Annotated in this window: 22 protein-coding genes; 21 read left to right on the forward strand and 1 reads right to left on the reverse strand. The window is 40.0% G+C overall.

All coding sequences use genetic code 11. The features are described 5' to 3' along the window. Nucleotides 1–45: 45 nt before the first annotated feature. The 14 genes from F3H01_RS01195 (at nt 46) to hypA (ending at nt 14196) form a co-directional block, all read left to right on the forward strand. Entirely contained in the window at nt 46–1191 is a 1146-nt protein-coding gene (locus tag F3H01_RS01195; RefSeq protein WP_149724564.1) for a hydrogenase small subunit, read from the forward strand. Nucleotides 1192–1200: 9 nt separating this feature from the next. Continuing rightward, nucleotides 1201–2919: a nickel-dependent hydrogenase large subunit gene (locus F3H01_RS01200; protein ID WP_149724565.1), complete on the forward strand. Its 1719-nt coding sequence runs from the start codon at nt 1201–1203 to the stop codon at nt 2917–2919. 9 nt (nt 2920–2928) lie between these two features. Then, nucleotides 2929–3609: a Ni/Fe-hydrogenase, b-type cytochrome subunit gene (gene cybH, locus F3H01_RS01205; RefSeq protein ID WP_021091370.1), complete on the forward strand. Its 681-nt coding sequence runs from the start codon at nt 2929–2931 to the stop codon at nt 3607–3609. Next, on the forward strand, nt 3609–4151 hold the full coding sequence (locus tag F3H01_RS01210; RefSeq protein ID WP_149724566.1) for a HyaD/HybD family hydrogenase maturation endopeptidase: 543 nt from the start codon (nt 3609–3611) through the stop codon (nt 4149–4151). Before cybH ends, F3H01_RS01210 begins: the two co-directional genes overlap by 1 nt. Further along, the gene (locus tag F3H01_RS01215) at nt 4148–5620 is read left to right on the forward strand and encodes a hypothetical protein (protein ID WP_149724567.1); all 1473 of its coding nucleotides are present in this window, start codon (nt 4148–4150) and stop codon (nt 5618–5620) included. Before F3H01_RS01210 ends, F3H01_RS01215 begins: the two co-directional genes overlap by 4 nt. After that, nucleotides 5604–7820, forward strand: coding sequence for a carbamoyltransferase HypF (gene hypF, locus F3H01_RS01220; RefSeq protein ID WP_149724568.1), 2217 nt, complete (start codon nt 5604–5606; stop codon nt 7818–7820). Before F3H01_RS01215 ends, hypF begins: the two co-directional genes overlap by 17 nt. A 54-nt stretch (nt 7821–7874) precedes the next feature. Continuing rightward, nucleotides 7875–8288, forward strand: a complete 414-nt coding sequence (gene nikR, locus F3H01_RS01225) for a nickel-responsive transcriptional regulator NikR (RefSeq protein ID WP_087584539.1) — start codon at nt 7875–7877, stop codon at nt 8286–8288. A 394-nt stretch (nt 8289–8682) separates the two neighbouring features. Then, on the forward strand, nt 8683–9942 hold the full coding sequence (locus F3H01_RS01230) for a DUF2157 domain-containing protein (RefSeq protein ID WP_149724569.1): 1260 nt from the start codon (nt 8683–8685) through the stop codon (nt 9940–9942). Beyond that, nucleotides 9939–10544, forward strand: coding sequence for a GDYXXLXY domain-containing protein (locus F3H01_RS01235; RefSeq protein WP_149724570.1), 606 nt, complete (start codon nt 9939–9941; stop codon nt 10542–10544). The genes F3H01_RS01230 and F3H01_RS01235 overlap by 4 nt, the downstream gene beginning before the upstream one ends. Before the next feature lie 170 nt (nt 10545–10714). Beyond that, a complete protein-coding gene (gene hypB, locus F3H01_RS01240; protein ID WP_149724571.1) occupies nt 10715–11527 on the forward strand; it encodes a hydrogenase nickel incorporation protein HypB in 813 nt (270 codons plus the stop codon). Beyond that, nucleotides 11527–11766, forward strand: a complete 240-nt coding sequence (locus F3H01_RS01245; protein ID WP_009293878.1) for a HypC/HybG/HupF family hydrogenase formation chaperone — start codon at nt 11527–11529, stop codon at nt 11764–11766. Before hypB ends, F3H01_RS01245 begins: the two co-directional genes overlap by 1 nt. Further along, a complete protein-coding gene (hypD, locus tag F3H01_RS01250; protein WP_149724572.1) occupies nt 11766–12854 on the forward strand; it encodes a hydrogenase formation protein HypD in 1089 nt (362 codons plus the stop codon). Before F3H01_RS01245 ends, hypD begins: the two co-directional genes overlap by 1 nt. Before the next feature lie 8 nt (nt 12855–12862). Then, nucleotides 12863–13855 (forward strand): hydrogenase expression/formation protein HypE, encoded by a 993-nt coding sequence (gene hypE, locus F3H01_RS01255; RefSeq protein WP_149724573.1) that lies wholly within the window; start codon nt 12863–12865, stop codon nt 13853–13855. Next, nucleotides 13855–14196: a hydrogenase maturation nickel metallochaperone HypA gene (gene hypA, locus F3H01_RS01260; protein WP_107691214.1), complete on the forward strand. Its 342-nt coding sequence runs from the start codon at nt 13855–13857 to the stop codon at nt 14194–14196. The genes hypE and hypA overlap by 1 nt, the downstream gene beginning before the upstream one ends. A 222-nt stretch (nt 14197–14418) precedes the next feature. On the opposite strand, the gene F3H01_RS01265 is transcribed toward hypA, so the two are convergent. Beyond that, nucleotides 14419–16884 carry a YhdP family protein gene (locus F3H01_RS01265; protein WP_149724574.1) on the reverse strand — a complete coding sequence of 822 codons (2466 nt, stop codon included), beginning with the start codon at nt 16882–16884 and terminating at the stop codon, nt 14419–14421. Between the two features lie 73 nt (nt 16885–16957). On the opposite strand from F3H01_RS01265, the gene mltG reads away from it, so the two are divergent. From mltG to F3H01_RS01300, 7 genes are all read left to right on the forward strand, one after another. After that, nucleotides 16958–17902: an endolytic transglycosylase MltG gene (gene mltG / locus F3H01_RS01270; protein WP_149724575.1), complete on the forward strand. Its 945-nt coding sequence runs from the start codon at nt 16958–16960 to the stop codon at nt 17900–17902. A gap of 83 nt (nt 17903–17985) precedes the next feature. Beyond that, nucleotides 17986–20160, forward strand: a complete 2175-nt coding sequence (locus F3H01_RS01275) for an NADP-dependent isocitrate dehydrogenase (protein WP_149724576.1) — start codon at nt 17986–17988, stop codon at nt 20158–20160. A gap of 4 nt (nt 20161–20164) precedes the next feature. Next, entirely contained in the window at nt 20165–21058 is an 894-nt protein-coding gene (locus tag F3H01_RS01280) for a malate dehydrogenase (protein WP_149724577.1), read from the forward strand. 8 nt (nt 21059–21066) lie between these two features. Beyond that, complete coding sequence (locus tag F3H01_RS01285) at nt 21067–21378, forward strand: 4Fe-4S dicluster domain-containing protein (protein ID WP_087584529.1); 312 nt, start codon at nt 21067–21069, stop codon at nt 21376–21378. Beyond that, complete coding sequence (locus F3H01_RS01290; protein ID WP_149724578.1) at nt 21375–22505, forward strand: 2-oxoglutarate synthase subunit alpha; 1131 nt, start codon at nt 21375–21377, stop codon at nt 22503–22505. The genes F3H01_RS01285 and F3H01_RS01290 overlap by 4 nt, the downstream gene beginning before the upstream one ends. Further along, nucleotides 22495–23340 (forward strand): 2-oxoglutarate ferredoxin oxidoreductase subunit beta, encoded by an 846-nt coding sequence (locus F3H01_RS01295; RefSeq protein WP_107691209.1) that lies wholly within the window; start codon nt 22495–22497, stop codon nt 23338–23340. Before F3H01_RS01290 ends, F3H01_RS01295 begins: the two co-directional genes overlap by 11 nt. Next, nucleotides 23337–23888: a 2-oxoglutarate:acceptor oxidoreductase subunit OorC gene (locus F3H01_RS01300; RefSeq protein ID WP_107691208.1), complete on the forward strand. Its 552-nt coding sequence runs from the start codon at nt 23337–23339 to the stop codon at nt 23886–23888. Before F3H01_RS01295 ends, F3H01_RS01300 begins: the two co-directional genes overlap by 4 nt. Nucleotides 23889–23953 lie beyond the last annotated feature (65 nt).

The raw sequence follows: 23953 nt of genomic DNA on the forward strand, positions 1-23953 counted from the left end.
AAGATATTATTAAAAAAAGTAAAATTTTCAAGCAAAGGAGCTTATATGAATAATGACTTGCGTCAAAAGATAGATAGACGCTTAAGTGAGCTTAGTGCGTTGCCTAAGATGAAAAGCGACTCGAGTATTGCGCAGCTTTTAAAAGAGAAGGGCTTTACGAGGCGTGATTTTATGAAGTGGGCTGGTGCGATGACAGCTTTTATGGCTCTACCAAGTGCGATGACACCGATGGTTGCTCGTGCTGCTGAGCTTAGCGATAGGCTTCCTGTGATATGGCTTCATATGGCAGAATGCACAGGCTGTAGCGAGAGCTTACTAAGAACCGATGCTCCAAGTATAGATAGTCTTATATTTGACTACATAAGCCTTGAATACCACGAAACTATCATGGCAGCTTCTGGTTGGCAGGCTGAAGAAAATTTAGAGAGTGCGATCGAAAAATACAAAGGCAGATACATTTTGCTAGTTGAGGGCGGTATCCCAACTGGTGCGACTGAAAATTTTCTAACTGTTGGACCTCACGGCACTAGCGGCAAAGCTCACGCCGTAAATGCCTCTGCAAATGCAGCTACTATCTTTGCCATTGGCACCTGTTCTAGCTTTGGCGGTATCCAAGCAGCTAAGCCAAATCCAACAAATTCTGTCGGTCTCTCAAAAGTGACTGATAAGCCGGTCATAAACGTGCCAGGATGCCCTCCAAGCGAGAAAAACATCGTTGGTAACGTCCTTCACTACTTGCTATTTGGTACACTTCCGGCACTTGATGTTTACAATAGACCAAAATGGGCTTACGGCTTAAGAATTCACGATCTTTGCGAAAGACGTGGCCGCTTTGATGCAGGCGAATTTGTCCAAACATTTGGCGATGAAGGCGCAAAAAATGGTTACTGCTTATATAAAGTGGGCTGCAAAGGTCCATATACATTTAATAACTGTTCACGCGAGAGATTTAACCAGCACACATCATGGCCAGTTCAAGCAGGTCACGGCTGTATAGGCTGCTCAGAGCCAGACTTCTGGGATACGATGGGACCATTTGAAGAACCGATGGCGGATAGGCTATTTGACACTGTTTTAGGGCTTGGCGCTGATAATGTAAGTGATAAGATCGGTATTGGCATTTTAGCACTTGCTGGCGTTGGCATAGCAGCTCACGCTGTTATAGCTTCTACGAGTAAAGATAAAGAATAAGGCGAAAAAATGAGTGAAAAAAGAATAGTAATAGACCCTATAACACGTATCGAGGGACACTTAAGAATAGAAGTTGTTGTAGATGAAAATAATGTTGTAAAAGAGGCTTACTCTGGCTCAACTCTTTGGCGTGGCTTAGAGCAGATCGTAAAAGGCAGAGATCCAAGAGATGCTGGCTTTTTTATGCAAAGAATTTGTGGCGTTTGTACATACTCACACTACCGAGCAGGCATCATCGCAGTTGAAAATGCTCTTGGCATCAAGCCTCCGTTAAATGCTGAGCTAACTAGAACGCTGATGAACGCAGCTTTATATCTTCACGATCACATCGTGCATTTTTATCAGCTTCACGGCATGGATTGGGCGGACGTCGTCTCTGCACTAAGTGCAGATGTGCATAAAGCTAGCGAAGAGGCGTTTAAATATACTGATCTGCCATTTGCCACGGGAGCTGACAAGCTAAAAGAGGTAAAAGAGAGGGTTGAAGCATTTGTTAAAAAGGGCAATCTTGGACCATTTGCCAATGCATACTGGGGACACAGCACATATAAATTTACGCCAGAGCAAAACTTAATCGTCCTCTCTCACTATCTAGAGTGCCTAAGGATCCAAAGAACAGCAGCTCAGATGATGGCGATCTTTGGCGCGAAAAACCCACACCCACAAAGCCTAACAGTTGGTGGCGTGACCTGTGTGATGGACCTTATGGATCCAGCTAGAATGGGCGAATATATGAGCAAATTTGCCGAGATCAAAGAATTTGTAGATAGAGCTTACTATCCAGATATCTTGATGGCAGCTAAAGCTTATGGTAATGAGCCAAGCGTTCTAAACGATGTTGGTGTGGCAAATTTACTCTGCTACGATGAGTTTTTGATTGGCAAAAATGACCATCTATTTAAAGGTGGCTATATCTTAAATGGCGATCTTAGCAAGGTTCATGAGATCGATGAAGATAAGATCACAGAAGAGGCGACAAGGGCTTGGTATAAAAATGACAAAGCACTTCACCCTTATGACGGCGAGACTGAGGCGAACTACACAGGCCTTATTGACGGCGAGAGCATAGATGCCGAGGGCAAACTAGCTCATAGTAAGCTTTTTGATACAAAAGGCAAATATAGCTGGATCAAAGCACCAAGATATGATGGCATGCCTATGCAAGTGGGTCCAATAGCAAGTATCGTTATAAACTACGCTAGAGGCAACGAGAGAGTTAAAAAAGTAGTTGACGAATTTTTAGCAAAGAGTGGCTTGCCATTAAGCGCAGTTTTCTCAACTCTAGGCAGAACCGCTACTCGTATGCTTGAGGCAAAAGTGGTAGCAGAGCACACAATGGATGCATTTAATGCCTTGGTAGAAAATTTAAAATCAGATCAAGAGACTTGCGCAAAATATGTAATCAATAACAAAAAAGAGTACAAAGGAAATTTTCAAGGCAATGCTCCAAGAGGTGCGCTTAGTCACTGGTGCCGCATAAAAGATGGCGTTATCACAAACTGGCAAGCAGTCGTACCAAGCACATGGAACGCCTCTCCAAAAGACGCACAAAATCAAATGGGAAGCTACGAAGCGTGCTTAGTTGGTTTAAAGATCGCTGATCTTTCAAAACCACTTGAGATAATACGAAAAATTCACTCTTACGATCCTTGTATCGCATGCGCTGTGCATGTTATGGATACAAAGGGAAATGATTTGAGTACTTATAAGATAAATCCAAATTTGTAAGGAGAAAAGATGTCACATAAAAATGCTGACAGGATCAGCGAATACGAATTCTCCATTGGCGTTAGGCTGACACACTGGATTAGATTTGCAGCGATCACACTTTTAGTTGTGAGCGGCTACTATATCTCGTACGTTTTTGTGAGTCCAGAGATCACGAGCGAGCCTACAAATTTTATGCAAGCAAAGTGGCGTATGGCTCACCAGATCGCTGGCTTTGTGCTAATAGCGGCGTTTATCTTTAAATTTTATCTATTTGTCTTTGATAAACACAGCAAAAAAGAGTGGATGAGTGTGGTTGATTTTCTAAATCCAAAAATTTGGATCGCACAGATTAAGTATTATCTTTTTATGGGGCCACATCCGCATTTAAGGGGCGTTTATAATCCTTTGCAGTTTGCCTCATACTTTTTCTTTTATCTTATTTTGACTCTTATTTGCCTAAGCGGTCTTGTGCTTTATGTTCATGTTTATCATGAGGGACTTGGCGGAGCGCTTTATGAGCCAGCGAGATTTTTTGAAGAGCTTATGGGCGGACTAGCAAATGTCAGAACGATACATAGAATTTGCATGTGGGTCATTATGATTTTTGTGCCTATTCATGTTTATATGGCAGTATTTAACGCTGTTAAAGGCAAAAATGGAGCGATGGACGCCATCGTTAGTGGCTATAAATTTGTAAAAGAACACTGATGAGAGTGCTGGTTCTTGGTATCGGCAACGTGATGTTTGCCGATGAGGGCATAGGTGTTCATTTTGTAAATTTGATGGCTAAAAACTATAAATTTACAAGTTCTAAAAACGAGCTTACTCTAATGGACGGGGGCACTTTAGCCCTCGCTCTAACTCACATAATAAGCGAATTTGACTATCTTATCGTCGTTGATTGCATTAGCGCAAATGGTGCAAGCGTAGGTGATGTTTATTTTTTCGACTTTCTAAACGTGCCAAATTTTATCAGCTGGGACGGCTCGGCTCACGAGATAGAGATGCTTCAGACCCTTCATCTAATGGAGCTTGCAGGCGATAGGCCTACGACTAAAATTTTAGGCATCGTGCCTAGCCGCATAGAGTCATCAAATTTTAGCCTCTCAGATGAGGTTATAAACGCTTCTGTAATTTTAGAAAAAAAACTGCTTGAACACTTAAAAGAGCTTGATTTTAAGTGTGAAAAAGTAGCAAATTTCACCCTAAATGATATCGTTGATGAATACGCTAAAAAAGGTTTAAAATGATACTTGCTTTTAAATTTACTTGCCACAAGGACGCTTCGTTCCTGGTGCCATTTTTACGCTTGCTTGCTGGCGATCTAGCTCATAGTCTAAAGTGCAAAGATAATGAAATTTGTCTAAAGGTAAGTGGCAATACCAGCGAGCTTGAGAGCGTGGCAAATAAAGCAAGTGCGCTCTTGCCATTTAGTCTTTTTATAAAGCACAGTGAGGTTTTGGCTGCAAGTGAGCTTGATGAAGATAGCAAGATAAATGAGATAAAATTTGGCGGCCTAACTCCAACTCAAGCGAGTGCCTTTTTGGCTAGCGAAAAGGCTATTTTAAATGAAAGTGGCGTGCTATGTGAGAGTAAATTTGAGGGTGAGATAACGCTTGATAATTTTAATGAAAAGCTCAAAACTTGCCTAAATTTATTAAAAAACGGCAAGAGTATTTGTGTAGAGCAAGATGAAAATTTATATGAAATTTCTCTTGGGGTAAATTTTGATGCAAATTTCTTGATGCTTGTAAATTTAAAGCAGCTACCAAAAATTTTTATCGCCGATGATAGAGTTTTGACGTTTTTAGCTAGCTTTGAAAAGCCACTTTTAGTTCTAAAAACCACAGCCATTTATAGGCAAAATCACGAGGATGCACCGCTATTTTTTGACGTAATGGCACCAAACGATATTTTTCTTTATGCCGTTTGTGAGAGGCTAAATAAAGAGAGCTTTAGCTTTTTAAGCGTTAAAGTAAAGGGGCAAAAAAATGCTCTTTCAAGGCTTACTTTACTTGAAAATAGCGCAGTTTTAAGCCCATTTTTCTATACAAAAGATGAGGAATTCGAGCTTAGTAATTTTGGCGATATAGCTTTGGGATTAAAATTTAGCAAATTTAGTGATGATGAAATTTGCCTGCTTTCAAAATCAAGCAAAACGCAGCTTCTATTTTTGCCAAAATTTAGTAGCTTTGAAGAAATTTATAAGCTCATAAGAGCCGAGGAGGGCGGCGAAAGGCTACTTGAAAATTTCAGCAAAGAGCATGCCCTGCCAAGTGGTAAATTTAGCTCAAATGCTAGCTTTTTCTCGCTATTTTGCATAGCTGGGCGCATACTTGGCTTAGGCGATGACTTTAAAAAAGCAGGGGAGAATTTGCTTCTTATGGCAGCTGATTTTAGCGGTCAAAAGGGCGTTAGGATTGATTATAAGATGAAAGATGACTTTGGTTTAGACGGGGTTAAGTTTGTAAAAAGTATCATTTCGTTTGTCCTTGCTGGCGCTGGAGAGAAGAACATCAGCTTTGGTTGCACCGAGTCTTTGGCGCATTTTTTGAGCGATTTTAGCTATGAAAAACGAGATAAATTTAATATCAAAAATATTATTTTAAGCGGGGATTTATTTTATAATAAGGTAGTTAGCAACTTGATAAAAAAGCACCTAAACCCAAATATAAAAACAAATTTTGACCCCGGATTTGGCATTGAGATCAAGCTTTAGATATGAGATCAAAGGCTTAGTTCAAGGCGTGGGCTTTAGACCTTTTGTCTATACTTTGGCGGATAAATTTGCCCTTGTTGGCGAAATTTACAACGACGACGAGGGCGTGAAGCTAAATTTTAGCGGAGAAGATGCCAGTTTTTTGGCTTTTGAAAAAGAGCTTTTTAGCTCGCTGCCAGCCCTTGCTAGGATCGATGAGTTTAGTAAATTTAAGATAGATAAAATTTATGAAAAGCTTGAGATCATCGCCTCAAAAAGAGCGACCAAGCAAGCGCCCATCTTGCCTGATTTTGCCCTTTGTGACGACTGCTTGCGCGAGTTTTATGACCCCACAAATCCACGCTACAAATATCCATTTATAAACTGCACCAATTGCGGGCCGAGATTTTCCATCATCAAAGCCTTGCCATACGACAGGGCAAATACGACGATGAACGAGTTTAAAATGTGTGAATTTTGCGGTGGCGAGTATAAAGACCCGCTTAATCGTCGCTACCACGCAGAGCCGATCTCTTGCCCAAACTGCGGGCCAAAGCTATATCTAAAAGATAAATTTGGCAAAGTCTTGGCTAGTGGGAACGAAGCAGCCAAAGAGGCGGCTAAGCTCATAAACGAGGGTAAAATTTTAGCCATTAAAGGGCTTGGTGGCTTTCATTTGGTTTGTGACGCGACAAATGAAGCCGCAGTTTGCGAGCTAAGAGCTAGAAAGCATCGCCCAAGCAAGCCATTTGCTCTGATGAGTAAAAATTTAGAGAATGCTAGAAAAATAGCGCAAATTTCAGAGGCGGAGGCTAAGCTACTTAGCTCAAATTTAAAGTCTATCGTCTTACTTGAGACAAAAAATGGCTCAAATATTGCAAAAAGTGTCGCTCCAAATTTAAACAAGCTTGGTGTTATGCTTGCATTTAGTGGCATACATCTTTTGCTATTTGACTATCTTTTGCACGACATCATCGCAACTAGCGCAAACATCTCAGGTGAAGTTGTGATAAAAGATGAGAATGAGCTAAGAGAAAAACTAGGTGATGTCATAGACTTTTACCTTGATCACGACCGAGAAATTTACTCGCCAAGTGACGATAGTATCGCATTTTGCATTGGAGATGAAGTTGTTTTTACAAGGACGAGCCGTGGGCTAAATCCAAATTTCATCCATACAAATTTCAAGCAAAAAGGGACGTTTTTAGCCCTTGGAGCGGAGCTAAAAAGCTCATTTTGCATCTACAAAGACGGACTTTTGATGATCAGCCCATATATCGGCGATCTAAAAAACGTGGCGACTTTTGATAGATTTAAAGATATTTTTACTCTTTTTGAAAAGACTTACAACCTAAAAATAGACAAGGTCATAGCCGATCTGCATCCAAATTTTTTAAATACAAAATGGGCAAAGGATCAGGGCTTTGAGCTAGTTCATCTGCAGCATCACTACGCCCATCTACTAAGCGTAATGTTTGAAAATGAGCTGGCAGATAAAGAGTATCTTGGCTTTTGCTTTGACGGCACTGGATACGGGGAAGATGGCAAAATTTGGGGTGGCGAGGTCTTTAGGCTAGATAAAAAGAGTTACGAGAGAGTTTATCATTTTGATGAATTTATCTTATTTGGGGGCGAAAATAGCATCAAAAATATTTATCTAATCGCATATTCTATTATTTTAAAATACTCTCTTGAGGACGAAGCTAGTAAATTTTTAGTAAATTTTGATGAAAAAATGCTTGCAAATTTTAAAAAAATGGAGCAAAAAGGATTAAACTTAGTAAAGACTAGCTCAGTTGGTAGGATATTTGACGCATTTGGGGCGATTATTTGTAGACTTTTTCACTCGAGTTTTGAGGGCGAGAGTGGTATGAGGCTTGAAGCGCTTTATGATAAAAATTTAGATGCGTGTTATAAATTTAGTCTAGACAATGGAGTAATCGGCTTTAAAGAAGCTTTCAAAAGTGCTTTAAAAGATGAGCCAAGAGTGGCTGCAACGGCGTTTATAAATGGCTTAGCTGATATTATTTTTGAAATTTCAAAAAAAGAAAAAATGGAAATTTTACTAAGCGGCGGAGTTTTTCAAAATAAGACTTTACTTGATATCATTTACGAAAAATTTACTAAAGCAAATTTGAAATTTCATATCAATAAAAAATTCTGTAGCAACGATTCTAATGTAAATTTAGGGCAAATTTATTATTATTTATCCACATTTTAAAAGAACTGATGTATAATGATTGTAAACGGTAATCAAACGAGAAAGGAGCAAAAAATGGATAGTGTTATACGTTTTAGTGTTTCTTTACCTAGTCAGTTACTAGACGAACTAGATAGGAAAGTTAGCGAACAAGGCTACGCTTCTAGGAGCGAATTTACGAGGGATCTGATCCGTGAAAAGATCGTAAATGATAGCTGGAAGGACGCTAATGAAGAGTTGATCGGTGTTTTGACGCTAATTTATGTGCATCATCACAACGATTTGGTGAATAAAAAAATGGATATCGAGCATGACTCTGACGTGAAAATCATCTGTACAAATCACGTACATGTCGATCATCATAACTGCTTAGAAACTATCTCTATAAGAGGTGAGGCGGCCAAAATAGAACGCTTTTCTGAGAGAATCGCTGGTTTAAAAGGTGTTAAATTTTCTAAACTTACAAAGGCTGCTGTTCCTAAATTTTAGCGCGCTAAAGTCTTTGCGGTGGTAGGAAATTTAGGAGTTTTTAACAAGTATAGCAAGCAGTTGGTTTCTCATAGTTGCGTTGTTTATTGTATTTGTCTTTCAAAATAGTTTTTAAGCGGTTTTTGTGGTTTTTGTAAATCGATATGGAGTTTTTGCTGATTTGCTCGTGCAAACTCCATATCTTTTAAATAAAATATAGTTTGTAGTCTTTTTCTTGAGCTTAGTTTAAGGCTAGAATTTATAAAAGATAAGCTCAAATTTCATGCAAGTAATTCTTCTTAGCATTTAAATTATATTTTTATATAATAACAACAAAAATTTGATCCTTATTACCACATTTCTACGCTGGCTAATAGGCTTCTTATGTTTTAATGAGCTTGCAAAGGAGTTGTTATTGAACTTTTTAAATAGAATTTTTCTAGCAAAAGAGCTGGATCGGTGGCAAAGTGATGGAATAGTTGATAAAGAGACTGCTATAAAAATAGCAAATTTATATGACATCGACCCTGACGCTCATAGTGACAAGATGAGTTTTATCCTAAAACTTGTAGCATATCTCTTTTTTGCCCTGGCTTTTTTTACGCTTGTTGGTGCAAATTGGGAAGAGATACCAAGACTAGGACGTTTGGCACTTGTGTTGTTTGTACTTGGGCTTGTAAATTTTGGTGGAATTTACTATCTTGCAAAGGGAAAGGAAAATCTATCAACGGCGATGTTTTTTCTTGTAAATTTCTGCTTTGGTGCAGCGATTGCACTTATTGCCCAAATTTATCACATTAGTGATGATCCAAGCGGCGGTATTTTACTTTGGAGTATCGGAGCGTTTGCGGTTTCTTTTGCTAGTAAAAAAGGTGTGTTGGTAGCCCAAAGTCTTATCTTTGCGACAGTTTGGTTTTTTATGATAGCTTATCAGAGCGACTTTGGTTTTGGCTTTATCATTTTTATAGCACTTGGCGCATATACGCTTTACAAAGACGATTCAAAATGGCTTGCTTTTGTGCTTTTTATAGATATTTTTATATACATCATTTCATTTTGCGGCTACATTAGTGGTTTTAGGGCGATATTTGATTATGGCTTTTTGTTTGGACTTCCGATGGTTGCGATCGTATCGCTATCTTATGCACTTTTGCTTATTAGCATTTCGCCGCTACTAGATAAATTTAGAATAGGGCTTGGCGCATTTACGAAAGAATTTGGTAAAAATTTTGGCGTTTTTGTGTTGTTATTTTGTCTATTTTTATTTGAAGAAAGAAATTTATTTGAGCTTTACGATGAAAAGCTTTGGTTTGTGAAGTCATTTTTTAAAAGCAACTTTGGCTTTGTCTTTATCCTATTTAGTGTTGCTTATTTTGCACTATTTTTTAAAGAAAAAAATAAGAGTGGTTTGCTACTTGGGGCACTGCTCGTGTCGTTGCCATTTGTCTTTAGCTACGGGCCTGGCTACGCAAATATATTTTTCTCGCTCGCAAATATCATAACAGCTGCGGTCCTTATAAAAAAAGGTGAGTTAAAACTTGGTCTTTGTATGATATTTTTGGTTGCAGCCGTGAGGTACTTCCAGCTAATAGGTGATTATATTGGTGCTACGGCGCTATTTATGGTATTTGCTTTCATAGTGCTAGTTGTCGCTAGAAAAGGAGGCAAAAAATGAAGATAAAAGTCTTAATAGTAGCTGTAATTTTTCAAATTTCGCTTATTGGCATTATGCTTGGCTACGCGCTTATGCCACTTTATTTTGGACAAGAGGTAAGAGTAAGGGTAAGTCTTTACGATCCAAGAGATCTTTTTCGCGGAAATTATGTTGATTTAAACTATGAATTTTCAAATTTTCATTCAAGAAATTTTGACGAAAATGATAAAGTTGACCGCTATATCGGCCAATACGATGAGAGAGTAAGAGATGGGGCTAGAGTTTATGCTGTTTTAAAACCAGATGTTAATGGCACTTACGGCTTTGCAAAATTTAGTGCAAGCAAGCCAGAAAATGGAGTGTTTTTAGCTGGTAGATATGATGGCTACTCGCTCGTAAAATACGGCATAGAGCACTTTTATATGTCGCCTGATAGTGCAGCTAATACTGAAGATGAAATGAGAGAAGAAGACGTTGATGCGTATGCGGTTTTGATGGTAATGGATAATGGCAAGGCTAGACTAAAGGATCTAATAATCCAAAAGAATGCCCAAAAAAATAGTAAAAAACTACTTGGTGATGAAAATTTTGATAAGTTGGATGAGATTAGGCAAAAAGAGTAAAGTAAATTTAGTCAAAATTCTTATGCAAATTTTATTTATATTTTTAAATTTAAATAAAAATTTAAATAAATTAATTAATTTTGATCTATTTGCAAAAACTCCTAAATTTTAATTTTATTTTTAAATTTAAGAGTTAAAATCTCCATAAATTAATAAAAAAGGATAAAAAAATGTGTAAAGATTGCGGTTGTTCAATGGGTAATCACGCCCACACTCACACTCACGCTGATGGCACTACTCACTCACACCCACATACTCACGACGGGCATACGGACCACGCTCATGACGCACACGAGCATAGCCACGAGACCCACGCACACCCTGTGCTAAACGAGAGCAAAACCATAGACGTGATAGAGAAAATTCTATCTGAAAACGACAAAGAGGCCGCTCACAACAGAGCCCATCTTGATGAGAAAAAGATACTTTGTGTAAATTTGATGAGTAGCCCAGGTGCTGGTAAGACGACGCTTTTAGAGGCTACGATAAAGGCTGGTAAATTTAAAATAGGCGTTGTTGAGGGCGATTTGGAGACAAATCAAGACGCCGACCGTGTAGTAAAGGCTGGCGCAAAGGCTCATCAGATAAGTACAGGTCAGACCTGTCATTTGGACGCATTTATGGTGCATGAAGGGCTTCATCATCTGCCACTAAACGATCTTGATCTAGTCTTTATAGAAAATGTTGGAAATTTAGTTTGCCCTGCAAGCTACGATGTTGGCTCACATTTTAACGCTGTGCTTCTTTCAGTGCCAGAGGGTGATGACAAGGTGAGCAAATATCCAGTGATGTTTAGGGCTGCTGACGTGCTTCTCATTACAAAAGCTTCGCTCGCACCATACTTTGACTTTGATATAGAGCGAGTAAAAAATGACGCTAGGAAGCTAAATCCAAAGGTCGATATCTTTGTGGTAGATAGCAAAACTGGTGAAGGCATTGATAAATGGATAAGTTATTTGGAATTTAAAAAAGAGCTAAGATAATGTGCCTCTCAATCCCTTCAAAAGTAATAGAAATAGATGAAAATAACGTTGCCACCGTTGAGACTCTAGGCGTTACTAGAAAGGTAAGCCTAGATCTCATCTCTGAAGAGGTAAAAGTGGGCGAATACGTGCTAATCCACGTAGGATACGCTATGCAAAAGATCGATACGCAGTTTGCGCTTGAGAGCTTGGAGGTCTATCAAAAGATCGCTGAGGATATGGACGCGGGGAAAATTTGATGGATCTTATCAATGACTTTCGCGATAAAAATTTAATCCTAGCCCTTTCAAAACTCATAAAAAAAGAGAGCACAAAGCCCCTAAATATCATGGAAATTTGTGGTGGTCACACGCATAGCATTATGAAATTTGCACTGCCAAGCTTGGTTGGAGAGCATATAAATTTCATCCACGGCCCAGGCTGTCCAGTTTGCGTGATGCCAAAGAGTCGCATAGACGAAGCCTGTAAGCTAGCTAGCATGGATAATGTGATCTTTTGCACGCTAGCTGACATGCTAAGAGTGCCTGGCTCAAAGACAAGCTTGCAAAAGCTTCGTGGCGAGGGGCATGATATAAGGGCACTTTACACGCCACTTGATGCGCTAAATATCGCTAAACAAAATCCAGACAAAAAGGTCATATTTTTTGCCATTGGCTTTGAGACGACGACGCCAATGAGCGCAAATTTAGTTGAAAAAGTGGTGCAAGAGGGCATTAAAAATTTATACTTTCACATAAATCACGTAACTGTTCCGGCTCCAGTTAGAGCTATAATGAGCGATGAAAACGTGAGGATAGACGCATTTTTAGGCCCAAGCCATGTAAGTGTCATCACTGGAAGTAAAATTTACAAAGAGCTAGCGAGCGAGTTTAAAAGACCGATAGCCATTAGCGGTTTTGAGCCGCTTGACATCATGGCAAGTGTGCTAAATTTAGTCCGTCAGCAAAATGAAGGAACATATGAGGTTTATAACGAGTACGCAAGGGCGGTTAAAGAAGAGGGCAACGTCAAGGCAAAAGAGCTCATAGCTAAGTACTTTGAGCCGTGCGACTTTGTCTGGAGAGGCCTTGGCAAGATAGCGCAAAGCGGCATGAAACTAAAAGATGAGTTTGCCTATCTTGACGCCAGAGTGCAGTTTGACTGCAACGTAGAGAGTGCCGGCGAGAGCAAGGCTTGCATTTGTGGGCAAATTTTAAGAGGGCTAGCAAAGCCAACAGAGTGCAAAGTCTTTGGCAAGGTCTGCAACCCGCAAAATCCGATAGGATCGTGCATGGTATCAAGCGAGGGCGCTTGTGCGGCATATTTTAAATACGCAAGAGTTGGTTAAGGAATTTAATGAAAAAGATAATGCTAAGTCACGGCGGCGGCGGCGAGGAGATGAACTCGCTTATTAACGAGACGATATTTAAAATTTTTGATAACGAAATTTTAAGGCAAAGCAACGACTCGGCGATATTAAATTTAAACGGCAAGATCGCATTTAGCTCCGATAGCTTTGTGGTAACTCCCATTTTTTTTAATGGTGGCGATATCGGCAAGATCGCAGCTTGCGGCACGATAAACGACCTAGCGATGGTTGGTGCAAGCGCTAAATACCTAAGCTGTTCGCTCATCATCGAAGAGGGGCTAAGTATAGAAGAGCTTGAGCGCGTGCTTGGCTCGCTTGCAAAAACTTGCAAAGAGAGTGGTGTGAGCGTAGTTTGCGGCGATACAAAGGTCGTGCCAAAGGGCAAATGCGATAAAATTTTTATAAACACAGCAGGCATCGGCGAAATAGTTTGCGAAGGCGTGGAGCTTAAAAATTTAAAAGCAGGGGCTAAAATTTTAATCTCTGGAGATGTTGGCAGACACGGCGGCGTGGTGCTAGCAGCAAGAGAAGAATTTGAGCTTGGGCTTGATCTAAAAAGTGACTGCAAGAGCCTAAAAGAGGTTACTTTGAGGCTATTTGAGGCTGGTATAAAGCCGCAGTGCATGCGTGATGCGACTAGAGGTGGACTAAGTGCGGTGCTAAATGAGTGGGCTAAATTTAGCAAATTTGACATCTTAGTCTTTGAAGAAAATATCAAGGTCGCAGACGAAGTGATGGGCGTTTGTGAGCTATTTGGATTTGAGCCTTATGAGCTTGCAAACGAGGGCACTTTTGTGATAGCAGTTGATGAGAGCCAGGCTGAGGACGCGCTTGGGATTTTGCGAGAATTTGACAAAAATGCGATGATAATAGGCGAGGTAATGGAAGCAAAAAACGAGCGTGTCATCATCGAAAACGCCTATAAATCAAGAAGATTTCTCGAGCCGCCAAAGGGCGAGCTACTACCAAGGATCTGCTAATGCACGAGCTTAGTATCGTTCAAAATTTAGTCAGCCTTTGCGAGAAAAATGCCGCCAAAGAAAACGCCAAAGAGATAAGCAAGATCGAGATAAAGGTTGGCCGTTTAAGCGGAGTGGAGCCTCACTATTTGCAGAGCGCTTTTGATGTTTATAAGGCTGGTACGATCTGCGAAAATGCCGAACTTGTGATAAATTTACAAGGCATTGTTATTGAGTGTTTGGATTGCGGATTTGGCGGAGAGCTTAATGAAAATGACTTTACTTGCCCAAAGTGCAAAAGCCAAAATTTAAAGGTGACTGACGGCGAGGATATGTATCTGATGCGCCTTGAGATGAAGTAAATTTTACATATTTTTATATGTAAAATTTTATGTTTTTATCAAAATATTTTAATGGTTATAGTATCAAAAAATAGCTATCAAAGCCTTGATCTTTAGCTTTTGATATCCTTTTTACGCGCTTTGCGAGCCGAGGATAATATATATAATCAAAAATGAGCACCAGTCTTGGCTTTAGAAGCAGCCAATAATTTTTCTATAATTTCTGTGTGTTGTAGATTTAAACTACTCAAATATCAAAAACGGAGCCTGAATCACGTTTCTTATTATCTTTAGTGGCGAAAGCAGGGCGTCTTGCAGGATCTGCGTCGAGTACTCAGGCTTGTCGGTAGTGCCTCGTATGGCGATGACAGTTGAGAGCGAGCGGTCCTTGCCAAGGATTATTTGATTTACCAGTGGAATTTTATCAATGATACTGCTAGCGTCTTTTAGTAGCTTTAGCTCAAGGTCGATGTTTATCTTTTTACTCTTTAGATCGATCGTGCCACGCCCGCCGATATCAGCACTTGTGCCTATCATTTCAATCGCCAAAAACTCGATCATATTGCCATTTCTAGTGAGTAAAATTTTACCATTTTTAACGGTAAAGCCCTTGTCATTAAAATCAGGTGTTTTAAAGCTAAGAAGCGATGGAACCGAGTTTAAAAAGCTAAGCAGTCTTTGATAAAAGATATAATCCTTTAAAAAAGTATCAAAAAATCTTACCTCAGCCTTGAAATTTTTCGAGTTTTCTCCAAGCATTTTTAGGCGAAATTTACCGCCTTCAAAGCTCTTGATGCCAAAAAGGTCGTTGATAAATTCTCCGCTTATGTCGGTTGCGTCTAAATTTATACTTTTTTCATCGTTAAAATAGCCAACTCTTCCTTGCTTTGCTAGTCCATTTAGCGAGGTGCTTTTGCCTTTTTTCTCGGCGCTAAAGCTGGTAAATGGCAAGGTTTTGTTTAGATCTTGCAAGATGATGTCGCCATTTTTTGCAAAGAGCTCAAGTGGCGTGCTTTGCTCTTTTGTGCTGTTGTCATCAAACACAAGCAAATTTAGGTCGTTGCTCTTAGCTTCTATGCCTTTTTCGGCGATATTTAAAGAGAGTTTTTTGCTCGCACTTTGCACTTTTACGCCAGCCTTTGAGACCGTGATCAAAAAGTCGTCACTATCATATTTTGAGCCATTTTTATCCAAAAACGGCATGTCAAATTTAAGCCCTTTTGCCAAAATTTCAAGATTAATAAAGTCCTTGCTTTTTATGCTCACATCATCAAAACCAAGCACGCCATTTTGCTTTAAAAGTGGGGAGTTTTGCATGATAAATTCGCTATTTTTTGTAGCTATCACGCTCTCATCGCCAAAGCTTAAATTTAGTCCAAAAGGCTCAATGCTAAGCGTGGTCTCACTTGGCTTACTAAAGTCAAGAAGCGCGGTAAATGGCTCATTTTTAAAGGCTAAAATTTCATCATTTTTCTCTTTTAGATCAAAGCTTTCTATGACGCCTTTTATCTCGCCAGTGCTTTTTTGTAAATTTATATCTGCTTTTGCATTTGCTCTGAAAAAATCAAGCCCAAAGCCGCTTGCATCGATGTTTAGCACAGAAGTATTTACGAGCTTTACAAGGGCACTTTTAGCGTTAAATTTACTCCCAGCGATATCTAAAACCGCGTCACTTATCTTAAAATCGCCATTTGCGATGACGCTTTTTTCATCAAAATTTTCTAAGCTCTTCTCATCAAGCTTTATCAAAATTTTTAGGCCTGCGTCCATTTTGCCGCTTAGCTGCCTAACTGGCACGTTGATCTTATAAGCTCTTAGTATCTCATTTATCGCCTCATCGTAAATGGAATTTGTCTTTATAAAAAGCTCTAAATTTGCACTTTTTTCATCAAAGATGTTGTTGATCGCGACGTTTGAACCATCAAGCTTTTTACCTTTATAAACTGGAGCTGTAAGGTCAAATTTAAGCTTTGAGTTATTAAGCGTGATGTTTGCCTCAGCGACATTTACAGCTGGCAAGCCTTTATCAAATTTAACAAGTAAATTTTTGGCATTTGCAGTTGCATTTAGCTCGTTTAAGAAAAGATCATTTTCTTTAAGATCAGCCTTGCCATTTATCTCATTTAGGTGATAGCCATCAGCCACGATGTAGCCATATATCCAGTTTTTAACCTCGCTGTTTAGGTGTATGCGGCTATCAAGCTCAGCGATGAAGTCCTTTATGCTGCCAGCATTTACGTCATAGGCCTTGTAGGTTAAAAGTGTATCTTTTAAGGCAAAGCTAAGCTTGCCATTTAGCTCGTGCGAGGTGAAATTTCCATCAAATTTATAGTCATCTTTGTCAAAATTTGCACTGCCCTCGCCGCTAATGCTGACGTTAAAGTCTTTAAGGCTTAAATTTTTTACTATGAAGCGATCTATGCCATCTTTCTGCTTATTTTGAAATTTGATATCGATGTTTAGATAAGGGCTATCAACGAAAAATATATCATCTAAAAATAAAATTTTGATCTTAAAATCATCGCCGATTTGCACGCTCTCAAGCGAAATTTCTTGAAAAAAGGTCTCAAGATAATCAACGCCCTGACTAAGGTTTAAAAGTTGCTTGTCGCTAGCTTTTTGCGCCACGTCTTTTTTAAAGCTTGGTAGCTTGATCTGCTTTGCTCTTACAATTAATTTTTTATCTAACTTTATATATAATTGCTCCAATTTTACGCCGTAAAACTCGAAATCATTAATTTTTATGCCGTATTTTAAAAGCAAAACAATCGAAAGAATTAAAATGATAAAAAATTTTATAAAAAAGCCATACCTAGATATTTTCTTTGATATCGTACTCATAGTTGTCCTAAGCATATTTGTCTATTTGGCACGCCCCATAAACACGAGCAAAGTCGTCTTTGTGCCAAAGGGAAGTGTGGGCGAGATTATATCTTATTTAGCTAATCGCAACTTTAACTTAAGCGTGATAGACAAGTACGCCATACTTTTTATTGGCTCTCCGCAATCTGGATGGATAGAGATCGGCCAAGATAAAATTTCAAGGGTTGATTTTTTAAAAAAACTTGCAAAAGCAAAAGCAGCTTTAACCGAGATAACGCTAATACCAGGCGAAACGACTATCGTTTTTTTAAACCAGATCGCCGCCCAGCTAGGACTTGATCCAGTCAAATTAAATAGCGAATATAACGCCCTTGCTCCAGTGAGTGATGGCTTTTTGATGCCAAATACATATAAAATTCCAATAGGCATCAGCGAAAGGCACCTTGCTTTTTATCTTGTAAATTCATCAAGAAAGGCTCAAAGCGAAATCAGCAATAAAATTTTTGGCGAATACAATGAGAAAAAATGGTTTAAAATTTTAACGATCGCCTCGATCATTCAAAAAGAAGCGGCAAACGACGCTGAGATGCCACTAGTTGCTTCAGTCATTTATAACCGCCTAAATAAGGGCATGAGACTGCAGATGGATGGCACACTAAACTACGGAATTTATTCACACGATGTGATCACGGCTGAGCGCATAAGAAGTGATATGAGCGAGTTTAACACATATCTAAACGATGGTATCCCGCCAAGTCCAGTCTGCTCGGTCTCAATAAGTGCGATCAAAGCGGCGATAAACCCTGCAAAGAGCGATTATTTATACTTTGTGCTTGACAAAAAGGCGAAAAAACACATTTTTTCAAAAACCTTAAGCGAGCACAACCAAAATATAGGAAAATAGAGCTAGAATTTGCGGCAAATGCCTAAAATACAACGAGATTTAATAAAGAAAGTGATAAATTTTAAAAAACTAAAAGGGCTAAAATGAGTGACATTATCTGGACAAAAACTGACGAAGCACCGCTTTTTGCAAGCTACTCTCTCTTTCCTATCGTAAAGAGCTTTTTATCACGCGCTGACATTAGCATAACAAGGGCCGATATTAGCTTAGCTGGGAGAATTTTATCTGCTTTTAGTAAGGAGCTTGGGCTAAATAAGGCCGATGAGCTAGAGCTTTTGGGTGAGCTTACCAGTCACAAAGAGGCAAATATCATAAAACTGCCAAACATTTCAGCCACGCTCGTTCAGCTAAAAGCAGCGATAGAGGAGCTTAGAAGCAAAGGCATAAATGTGCCTTTTTATCCAGATGAAATCATCACAGACTACGATGAAGAGGTTGCTAAAAAATACCAAAAAGTGCTTGGCAGCGCGGTTAATCCAGTGCTAAGACAAGGAAACTCAGATAGAAGAGTCTTACCACCGGTTAAAGAATTTGCCAAAAAGCATCCACACAGCAACGGCGACTGGAACAAGGCAAATAAGACAAAAATTTGCTACATGCAAAAGGGCGATTTTTATGAGAATGAGCGCTCAATCATCGCTAGTAAAGATGAGAAATTTTATGTAAATTTCATAAGTAAAGAGGGCAAAAAAGAGCTTTTAAAAGAGCTTGCTGTGCAAAGCGGTGAAATAGTAGATGCCACTTTTTTAAGTGTAGATGAGCTTGATAAATTTTATGAAAACTGCTTTGAAGAGGCAAAAAAAGAGAATTTGACCTTGAGTCTGCACCTAAAATGTACGATGATGAAAGTTAGCGATCCAGTAATTTTTGCTCATGCGATAAAAAGCTATTTTAAAGAGGTTTTTACTGAATACGGCGAAGAATTTAAGACTCACGGCGTGGAGGCAAAAAACGGACTAAAAGATATGTTTTCTAAAATTTCACAGCTTAAAAATAAAGATGAAATTTTGGCTAAATTTGATGAAATTTTTAGCAAAAAGGCAAAAATTTGGGCATTAAATGAAAGTGCTAGCAACTTTGATGTGCCAAATGACGTCATCATCGATGCCTCCGTGCCAGCGCTTATTAGAAACTCTGGCAAGGTAAAAGATAGAAGCGGCGAGCTAAATTTCTCGCTTTGCATGATCCCAGATAGGACCTATGCTAGAGCTTATGAGGCTTGTGTGGCGGACTTTAAGGAGCATGGCGCGCTTGATGTGAGCAAGATTGGTAGCGTAGCAAACGTGGGGCTAATGGCTAAAAAGGCCGAGGAGTACGGCAGCCACGATAAGACTTTTATCGCAAAAGAAGACGGAGAATTTGTAGTTTTTAATGAGGCTGGTGAGAGTGTCTTTAAATTTAGCGTCAAAAAGGGCGACATTTTTAGGATGACGCAGGCAAAAGATGATGCGATAAATGCGTGGTTTGAGCTTGCTTTAAAAAGAGGCGAAATCTCAAAAGATGAGCTTATATTTTGGCTAGATAATAGCCGTGCTCATGATAGAAATTTGATAGCTAAATTTGAAAGATTTAGAGATAAATTTGTTAGAGCTGGAGTAAAATTTGAAATTTTAAACTACGAGCAAGCAACTAAAAAATCGCTTCAAGCAATAAGAGCTGGCAAAAACGTCATAGGCGTCACTGGCAATGTTTTAAGAGACTATCTAACCGATCTTTTTCCGATATTTGAGCTAGGCGGCAGCTCAAAAATGCTCTCAGTTGTGCCGTTACTTGCTGGTGGAGCGATGTTTGAGACTGGTGCTGGTGGGACGGCTCCTACGCTTGTAAAAGAGCTAAAAGAGAGAAATCACCTACTTTGGGACAGCTTAGGCGAGTTTTTAGCGCTTAGTGCTTCACTCGAGCACTTGGCATTTGCTAAGCAAAAAAAAGAAGCAAAAGAGCTAAGTGATGCGCTAAATAGAGCCGTTGCTAGCTATCTTGATGAAAATAAAACGCCAAACACCACTCTTGATACTAGGGAGTCACACTTCTATCTAGCGCTATTTTGGGCAAGAGAAATGGCAAAAAGTGGCGAGATTTTAAGTAAAATTTTTGAAAATTTAGCAGACGAGCTAGAGAAAAATGAGAGCGAAATTTTAAAAGAGTTAAGACAAAATGATGGTGCAAGCGTGGAATTTGGTGGATATTATTTGCCAGATGAAGTGAGGGCAAATGAGGTCATGAGACCAAGTAAAATTTTAAATCAAATAATAGGATGAGAAAATGAAAATAAGTATAGTTGGAGCAGGAAACGTCGGTGCAAGCATAGCTTATGCGCTTTGTATGAGAGAAGTTTGCGATGAGATCGCGCTTGTAGATATATTTGGTGATGTGGCACGTGCAAAAGCGATCGATCTAGCTCAGTCAAGCTGCGTTTTTAATGCCAAAACTACCGTTTGCGGTGGCGATGACTTTATGCTAATAGAGGGCAGTGATATAGTAGTGGTAACTGCTGGAAGCCCAAGAAAAGAGGGTCAAACAAGAGAGGACTTGCTTCTTAAAAATGCCGTAGTCGTAAAACAAACAGCTCAAAATATCGCAAAATTTGCACCAAATGCGGTGATAATCGTCGTGACAAATCCGCTTGATGTGATGGTCTGGACGGCTCATAAATTTAGTGGTTTTAGCAAAAATAAAGTGATCGGCATGGCTGGTGAGCTTGATGGTGCAAGATGCAGATATGAGCTAGCGCTTCTAAAAGATAAAGATGCAAAAGAGCTAAAGACAAAGATAATTGGCTCTCACAACGATGAGATGATCGTATCAGCTAGTAATATCAGCGAAAATTTAAACGAAAATGAGCTGGCAACTCTTAAAAAAGAGACAAGCACAGGTGGCGCAAAGATCGTTAAGCTTCTTGGTACTTCAGCTTACTACGCACCAGCAGCTGCTGTTGTGAAAATGTGTGAAGCGATCATGGGCAAGAGTGATGAAATTTTAAGTGCTAGCGTGCTTCTTGATGATGAACTAAGTTGCGGCAGGCTAGTAAGGCTTGGACGTGAGGGTTTAAAAGAAATTTTAGAGCTAAATATAAATGAAAGTGAGCAAGAGCAGCTAAGTAAAAGCGAAGCTGATATTAGAAAAAACATTAAATTTTTAAAAGAAAATTTGGATTAGGAATATAGATGATAGTAAAAGAAAATGTACCTGTTTGGGTCGATGAGAGCAGGTGTAAAGCCTGTGATGTCTGTGTGAGCTACTGCCCAGCAGGCGTGCTAGCGATGAGGCTTGAGCCAAAAGCAGTGCTTGGTAAGATGATAGAGGTCGTCTATGCTGACTCATGTATAGGCTGTCGTGACTGCGAGCTTCACTGTCCTGATTTTGCCATTTATGTGGCTGAAAAAGGCTTTAAATTTGCAAAGCTAACGCCTGAGAGCAAAGAGCGGGCCGCTGCCGTAAAGGCAAATAAATTTGCAAAGCTTGGAGAGAGCGCATGAGAGAGCTAGTATCAACTGGAAATGCCCTAGTAGCAAGGGCTGCGGTCGAGTGTGGCTGTAACTTCTTTGGCGGATATCCTATCACTCCAAGCAGCGAGATCGCCCATGAGCTAAGTGTGCTTTTGCCAAAAAATGGCGGTACATTTATACAAATGGAAGATGAGATAGCTGGAATTTCAGTAGCTCTTGGCGCAAGTGCGAGTGGTGCTAAGGCAATGACTGCTAGCTCAGGACCTGGAATTTCACTAAAGGCTGAGCAAATTGGCCTTGGCTTTATCGCTGAGATACCGCTTGTCATCGTAAATGTCATGCGCGGTGGCCCTTCAACTGGCCTACCAACCCGTGTAGCACAAGGCGATATCTTGCAGGCTAAAAACCCAACTCATGGCGATGTAAATATGATAGTTTTGGCCCCTAGTAGCCTAGAGGAGTGCTATACGCAAACCGTGCGTGCCTTTAATCTCGCAGCTAGGTTTATGACGCCAGTTATGCTGCTGCTTGACGAGACGATAGGCCACATGCAAGCAAGGGTTAGTTTGCCAGAAATCAGCGAGCTAGAAATTTATAAAAGAAGAGAATTTAGCGGCGAGCCAAAAGAGTATAAACCCTACGCGGCAGCACCAGACGCGCCAGCTACGCTAAATCCTTTCTTTAAAGGCTATCACTACCACATAACTGGGCTTCATCACGGCGCTACTGGCTTTCCAACTGAAGATGGCAAGATCGTTGAATACTCAATGAACAGGCTATTTGATAAGATAAATTTACACACTGATGAGTGCGAGAAATTTGAAGAGTTTATGCTTAACGACGCTGAAATTTGCATCATCGCCTTTGGTAGCGTGGCGCTTTCAGCCAAGCAAGCGATCTTAAATTTACGTGAAAGAGGGCTAAAAGTAGGGCTGTTTAAGCCACTCACACTTTTTCCAGCTCCAGCTAAAAAGCTAAAAGAGATATCAAATAAATTTAATAAAATTTTAGTCTGCGAGCTAAATTTAGGTCAGTATAGTGGCGAAATTTCAAAAATCATATTAAGAGATGACTTTGCAAAACTGCTAAAAGCAAACGGCAGACCGATAAGCCCAAGCGAGATCGAGGCGAAGATAGGAGAAATTTATGGCTTTTAATTACGATAAATATTTACGAACAGATAAAATGCCTACTCTTTGGTGCTGGGGCTGTGGCGATGGCGTCATACTAAAGGCGCTCATCCGAGCTATCGACACCATGGGCTGGGATATGAACGACGTTTGCGTGGTCTCAGGTATAGGCTGCTCTGGTCGCTTTAGCGGATACCTCGACTGCAACACCATTCACACAACTCACGGTAGAGCCGTAGCCTACGCCACTGGCGTAAAGATGGCAAATCCAGACAAGCACGTAATCGTAGTAACTGGCGATGGCGACGGACTAGCGATCGGAGGCAACCACACGATACACGGATGCCGCCGAAATATCGGGCTAAATCACATCCTAATTAACAACTTCATCTACGCACTAACAAACTCTCAAACCAGCCCAACCACGCCAAAGGGCATGTGGACGGTCACAGCGCAATACGGCAACATCGATCCTAGCTTTGACGCCTGTAAGCTCGCAACCGCCGCAGGTGCTAGCTTTGTCGCGCGTGGTAGCGTCATCGAGCCAGAGAAGCTTACAAAGCTCTTTGTAGAGGGCTTTAGCCACGATGGATACAGCTTTTTTGATGTATTTTCAAACTGCCACATAAATTTAGGTCGCAAGAACAAAATGGGCGAGGCGGTCAAAAATTTAGAGTGGATAAAGGGCCGTACGACGAGCAAGGTCAAATTTGATATGCTAAGTGACGAAGAAAAAAAGGGTATTTTCCCACTTGGCGTATTGCACAAAGACGAAGAGAAGATAGAGTATACCAAGGCTTACGACAAGGTAAGAAAAGCTGCTATGAGTGGTGAAGCGATAAATTTTGAGGAGCTAGTATGAAGTCACAATTAAGATTTGTCGGTGTTGGCGGACAGGGCGTCATACTAGCAGGCGAGATCCTCTCAGCTGCCAAGATAAAAGCAGGCGGATACGGCGTCAAGGCATCTACCTACACATCTCAGGTGCGTGGCGGTCCAACGAAGGTCGATATCATCCTTGATGAGAAAGAGATTTTATACCCTTATGCAAACGAGGGCGAGATAGACTTCATGCTAGCAACTGCACAGATAAGCTACGATGCCTTTAAAAGCGGTGTGAAAGAGGGCGGTGCGATCGTTGTCGAGCCAAATTTGGTAAAAGTAAGTGACGAAGATAAAAAGCACTGGAAAATTTATGAAATTCCTATCATTTCTATCGCAAAAGATGAGGTTGGTAACGTCATCACTCAAAGCGTCGTGGCTCTTGGTGTGGCTGTGGCGATGAGTGGGTGCATGGATGAAAATTTAGTGCGTGAAGAGATGCTAGCAAGCGTGCCTGAAAAGGTCAAAGAGGCAAACGCAAAAGCTTATGAGCTAGGCCTAAAATACGCAAAAGAGCTTTTAAAATAAATTTTGGCTAATTTTTAGCCAAAATTTCTACTAAAAATAAAAAATAGCTTTTATTATATTTTTAT

The organism is Campylobacter concisus, from assembly GCF_902460875.1.
Taxonomy (GTDB): Bacteria; Campylobacterota; Campylobacteria; order Campylobacterales; family Campylobacteraceae; genus Campylobacter_A; species Campylobacter_A concisus_AA.

Bases quoted from the DNA above. Each gene is read 5' to 3' on its own strand.
- F3H01_RS01195 (WP_149724564.1), top strand. From the start codon at position 46: ATGAATAATGACTTGCGTCAAAAGATAGATAGACGCTTAAGTGAGCTT.
- F3H01_RS01200 (WP_149724565.1), top strand. From the start codon at position 1,201: ATGAGTGAAAAAAGAATAGTAATAGACCCTATAACACGTATCGAGGGA.
- cybH (WP_021091370.1), top strand. From the start codon at position 2,929: ATGTCACATAAAAATGCTGACAGGATCAGCGAATACGAATTCTCCATT.
- F3H01_RS01210 (WP_149724566.1), top strand. From the start codon at position 3,609: ATGAGAGTGCTGGTTCTTGGTATCGGCAACGTGATGTTTGCCGATGAG.
- F3H01_RS01215 (WP_149724567.1), top strand. From the start codon at position 4,148: ATGATACTTGCTTTTAAATTTACTTGCCACAAGGACGCTTCGTTCCTG.
- nikR (WP_087584539.1), top strand. From the start codon at position 7,875: ATGGATAGTGTTATACGTTTTAGTGTTTCTTTACCTAGTCAGTTACTA.
- F3H01_RS01235 (WP_149724570.1), top strand. From the start codon at position 9,939: ATGAAGATAAAAGTCTTAATAGTAGCTGTAATTTTTCAAATTTCGCTT.
- hypB (WP_149724571.1), top strand. From the start codon at position 10,715: ATGTGTAAAGATTGCGGTTGTTCAATGGGTAATCACGCCCACACTCAC.
- F3H01_RS01245 (WP_009293878.1), top strand. From the start codon at position 11,527: ATGTGCCTCTCAATCCCTTCAAAAGTAATAGAAATAGATGAAAATAAC.
- hypD (WP_149724572.1), top strand. From the start codon at position 11,766: ATGGATCTTATCAATGACTTTCGCGATAAAAATTTAATCCTAGCCCTT.
- hypE (WP_149724573.1), top strand. From the start codon at position 12,863: ATGAAAAAGATAATGCTAAGTCACGGCGGCGGCGGCGAGGAGATGAAC.
- hypA (WP_107691214.1), top strand. From the start codon at position 13,855: ATGCACGAGCTTAGTATCGTTCAAAATTTAGTCAGCCTTTGCGAGAAA.
- mltG (WP_149724575.1), top strand. From the start codon at position 16,958: ATGATAAAAAATTTTATAAAAAAGCCATACCTAGATATTTTCTTTGAT.
- F3H01_RS01275 (WP_149724576.1), top strand. From the start codon at position 17,986: ATGAGTGACATTATCTGGACAAAAACTGACGAAGCACCGCTTTTTGCA.
- F3H01_RS01280 (WP_149724577.1), top strand. From the start codon at position 20,165: ATGAAAATAAGTATAGTTGGAGCAGGAAACGTCGGTGCAAGCATAGCT.
- F3H01_RS01285 (WP_087584529.1), top strand. From the start codon at position 21,067: ATGATAGTAAAAGAAAATGTACCTGTTTGGGTCGATGAGAGCAGGTGT.
- F3H01_RS01290 (WP_149724578.1), top strand. From the start codon at position 21,375: ATGAGAGAGCTAGTATCAACTGGAAATGCCCTAGTAGCAAGGGCTGCG.
- F3H01_RS01295 (WP_107691209.1), top strand. From the start codon at position 22,495: ATGGCTTTTAATTACGATAAATATTTACGAACAGATAAAATGCCTACT.
- F3H01_RS01300 (WP_107691208.1), top strand. From the start codon at position 23,337: ATGAAGTCACAATTAAGATTTGTCGGTGTTGGCGGACAGGGCGTCATA.